Origin of the sequence: Plasticicumulans sp. (assembly GCF_035331805.1) — a bacterium.
Taxonomy (GTDB): Bacteria; Pseudomonadota; Gammaproteobacteria; order Competibacterales; family Competibacteraceae; genus Plasticicumulans.
Genome location: NZ_DAOLKE010000371.1, coordinates 1 through 3,271 on the forward strand (window position 1 = coordinate 1; position 3,271 = coordinate 3,271).

Below are 3,271 nucleotides of genomic sequence, written 5' to 3' on the forward strand. Positions count from 1 at the left end.
GGCCGCGCCGCCAGCGCGAAGCTCTCCGCCGGAAACCCCATCCTGACGCGAAGCAGGACGATCAGGTTCGCCGCCCCGCTGCGATCGATGATCGCCTGCGCGCAGAGCGCCGGCCGCTCGGACACGAAGGGCGACCCGATCGCTCGCGGCGACGCAGACCCGGAGGGCGTGTCGTTGAAGGTCATTCGACCAGTATTCCGGGCGGCTTGACGGCCATCAGCTTCGATCGAAGCCTCGACGAGGACCCGATGTCCTCTTGACGAGTTCGACCGAGCTTCGTCGTGAGCCACGCCGCAGCGTCGGCTCCTCGCATCAGCCGCTCGTCGCACATCGGCGGCAGAGATTCCGCGCCGATGCAAGCCGGATTCGGGGCTTCATCGAAGTCCCGATGGAGCCTGATTCACACGTGCTCGCTCCCTAGGATGGCAACGCAATGCGGCTCGCTCGATGCGCCGCACTTCCGCGCCAACGTGAAGGGGGTTCCGATTGCGCAAGACAGCGAGCTGGGCACCGACGGCAGCACTGATCACCGCGATCGTCACGCTCGCGGCCCTGCCCGCCCACGCTTGCTGGGACGAGGCGGCCGCGCGCTACCGCGTCAGCAGCGAGCTGCTCTACGCGATCGCGCGCACCGAATCGGCACTCGACCCGCAGGCCGTTGGACGCAACCGCAACGGCACGCGCGACATCGGGCTCATGCAGATCAACTCGGCGTGGCTGCCCACGCTGGCCGCCCACGGCATCGGCGAGCGAGATCTCTTCGACCCCTGCACCAGCATCCACGTCGGCGCCTGGATCCTCGCCGGCAACGTCCAGCGGCTGGGCTACACGTGGGATGCGGTCGGCGCCTACAACGCCGTCAATCCCGCCTTGCGCCGCGCCTACGTCGACAAGGTCCGCCGCCACCTGCGCAGCGCCAACGACAGCGCACATCGCGCTCGCCACGGCGCCACCCGTACCGCCGTCACCCGAGGCGATCACCGAGCACCGGTGGTCGCAACCCTGCCCTGACCGCTCGCCCGAGCACTTCCTCTCCACCCAACCACGAGACACCACACCATGACTCTGATCCGCCGCAGCAGCACTGCCGTTCCCATCGCCCTCGTCCTGACGCTCGCCGCCGGCTCGGCCCTGGCCGGCACCACCGGTACCGAGTTCCAGACGATGTACACGACCCTGCTCAACTGGGCGACCGGCTTCCTGGGCAAGTCGATCGCGATTGCCGCCTTCATCCTCGGTGCGGGCATCGGCATCGCGCGCTCCTCGCCGATCCCGGCGCTCGCCGGCGTCGTCTTCGCGCTCTTCATGGTCTACGTGCCGACCATCATCGACTCGATCATGACCGCCGTGATCTGACGGGGCGTGTGCCGTGATCGACGCGTCCCTCGACATCCCCCGCCGTCTCAATGACCCGCCGCGCATGTTCTGGTGGGACATCGACGTGGCCCTGCTGGTGCTGGGGGCCGCGCTGGCGGGCATGGTCGCGGGCTTCTTCGTGAGCGGCTGCGCCGTCGGCCTGCTGCTCGCCTCGGCCTACGGTCGCGCGAAGGCGGGCAAGCACCCCGCCTTCGCGCTGCACCTGCTGTACTGGCACCTGCCGGCCTTCATGACGGGCCTGAAGCGCACCCCGCCTTCCTACCTGCGCGAGCTGGCCGGATGAAGCTCGACTGGCTGCGCGCCGACATCGCCAGCGCGCGCCGCGCGAGCGCCCTGCTCGTGCTGCTGCTCGCCTGCTCGATGCTCGCCAACGTGACGCTGGCGGCCTTCGCGATGCACATGGCCGGCCGCGAGCGCGTGGTGGTGGTGCCGCCCAGCATCAACAAGACCTTCTGGGTCGAGTCCGAGCGCGTGAGCGCCGAGTACCTCGAACAGATGGCCTATTTCCTCCTGCAGCTCACGCTGAACGTCACGCCGCAGAGCATCGACCACCAGTCCCGGGTGCTGCTCCAGTACGCCGCGCCGGCCTCCTACGGAGAGCTGCGCAGCGTGCTGGCCACCGCCGCCGAGCGCGTCAAGCGCGACGGCGCCTCCACCGTGTTCAGCGCGCAGGACCTCGCCGTCGACGAGCGCACCCAGCGTGTGGGCGTGCGCGGCCTGCTCACCACATTCATCAGCGACCGCCGCGTGTCCGAGGTCTCGAAGGGCTACGCCATCGAGCTGCAGTACGCCGGCGGCCGGATCTTTCTGAAGGCGTTCCGGGAGACCAGTCCCAATGACCCGCTCGAAATCCAAGCTCAGTCCCAGCTTCGCCTGGCTCCTGCTGCTGGCACTGGCCGCTAGCCAGCCCGCCCTGGCGCTGCAGGTCGTCGACGCGCGCGACGGCGAGACCGTGCTCGCCAAGGTCTCGCGCAAGGAGGTGACGCGCATCTCCGTCGATCGTGGCCGCATCCGCAAGGTGACGGGCAACGCCGGCGAATTCGTGCTGGAGAAGGACGACGAGAAGGGCCAGGTCTTCATCCGGCCGGTCTCCCCGGACAGCACCAAGCCCATCAACCTCTTCGTCAGCACGGAGCGCTCGACGATCGGGCTGCTGCTGCAGCCGGTGGACACCCCGAGCGACGCCATCGTGATCCGCGAGGCCCGCGACGCCGCGACCGGACCCGCACGCATCGAGCGCAGCGGCCGTCACGTGCGCACGATGAAGAACCTCCTGCTCGCGATGGCCGAGGACGCGCTGCCCGACGACATGGAGGTGCGCGAGCCCGGGCGCGAACTGACCCTGTGGCCCGGCGCGAGGCTCACGCTGCAGCGCCAGTGGCTGGGCAGCGGCGTGGTCGGCGAGAAGTACCAGCTCGTCAACACCGGCGCGTCCGCGCTCGAACTCGCCGAGCGCGATCTCTTCAAGCGCGGCGTGATGGCCGTGAGCGTCGAGCAGGCGGCCCTGCGCCCGGGCGAGACCACGCAGCTCTTCGTGATCCGGGAGCGCCGCGCCGATGACTGATCCCGTCCTGCCGCCCGGCATGTCGCCGACCGGCGCGTCTCACCCGTCGGGGCAAGGGTCCCCGTCGGCCCCGGCGGAGCCAACGGCTGCAGCCATCAAGCGCCGTCAGGTCCTGCTGCTCGCCGGCATCGCCGGCACGATCGTGGCCGGCACGCTGCTGTCGGTCTCGTTGACCGGCACGAAAGGCAACGACGCGCAGCCCGCGAAGCCGCAGTCGACGAACATCCTCGCGCCGGGTGCGCAGGTCGATCCTCGCGACGCGTGGCGTGGCCAGGCCGATGCGCAGCTGAAGGCGATCGAGCAGCGCTCGCGCGACCTCGCGCAGCGCAA

At 69.8% G+C, this 3,271-nt stretch carries 6 protein-coding genes and 1 pseudogene; 6 read left to right on the forward strand and 1 reads right to left on the reverse strand.

Going from position 1 to position 3,271, the window contains the following annotated elements:
• Positions 1 to 185 (reverse strand): hypothetical protein (locus tag PKE44_RS16970; protein ID WP_324553627.1); only part of this gene is annotated, 185 nt, incomplete at its 3' end.
• A gap of 337 nt (positions 186 to 522) precedes the next feature.
• On the opposite strand from PKE44_RS16970, the gene PKE44_RS16975 reads away from it, so the two are divergent.
• The 6 genes and pseudogenes from PKE44_RS16975 to PKE44_RS17000 form a co-directional block, all read left to right on the forward strand.
• Positions 523 to 1,011 carry a lytic transglycosylase domain-containing protein gene (locus PKE44_RS16975; RefSeq protein ID WP_324553636.1) on the forward strand — a complete coding sequence of 163 codons (489 nt, stop codon included), beginning with the start codon at positions 523 to 525 and terminating at the stop codon, positions 1,009 to 1,011.
• Positions 1,012 to 1,059: 48 nt separating this feature from the next.
• Positions 1,060 to 1,356: a TraA family conjugative transfer protein gene (traA, locus tag PKE44_RS16980; protein ID WP_324553630.1), complete on the forward strand. Its 297-nt coding sequence runs from the start codon at positions 1,060 to 1,062 to the stop codon at positions 1,354 to 1,356.
• A 13-nt stretch (positions 1,357 to 1,369) separates the two neighbouring features.
• On the forward strand, positions 1,370 to 1,660 hold the full coding sequence (gene traL, locus PKE44_RS16985) for a type IV conjugative transfer system protein TraL (RefSeq protein WP_291555801.1): 291 nt from the start codon (positions 1,370 to 1,372) through the stop codon (positions 1,658 to 1,660).
• Positions 1,657 to 2,280 (forward strand): type IV conjugative transfer system protein TraE, encoded by a 624-nt coding sequence (gene traE / locus PKE44_RS16990; RefSeq protein WP_096447969.1) that lies wholly within the window; start codon positions 1,657 to 1,659, stop codon positions 2,278 to 2,280. The genes traL and traE overlap by 4 nt, the downstream gene beginning before the upstream one ends.
• Positions 2,213 to 2,941 carry a type-F conjugative transfer system secretin TraK gene (locus PKE44_RS16995; RefSeq protein ID WP_324553634.1) on the forward strand — a complete coding sequence of 243 codons (729 nt, stop codon included), beginning with the start codon at positions 2,213 to 2,215 and terminating at the stop codon, positions 2,939 to 2,941. The genes traE and PKE44_RS16995 overlap by 68 nt, the downstream gene beginning before the upstream one ends.
• Positions 2,934 to 3,271 (forward strand): annotated as a pseudogene (locus PKE44_RS17000) (hypothetical protein); the annotation flags it as partial. The gene PKE44_RS16995 and the pseudogene PKE44_RS17000, both read left to right, overlap by 8 nt.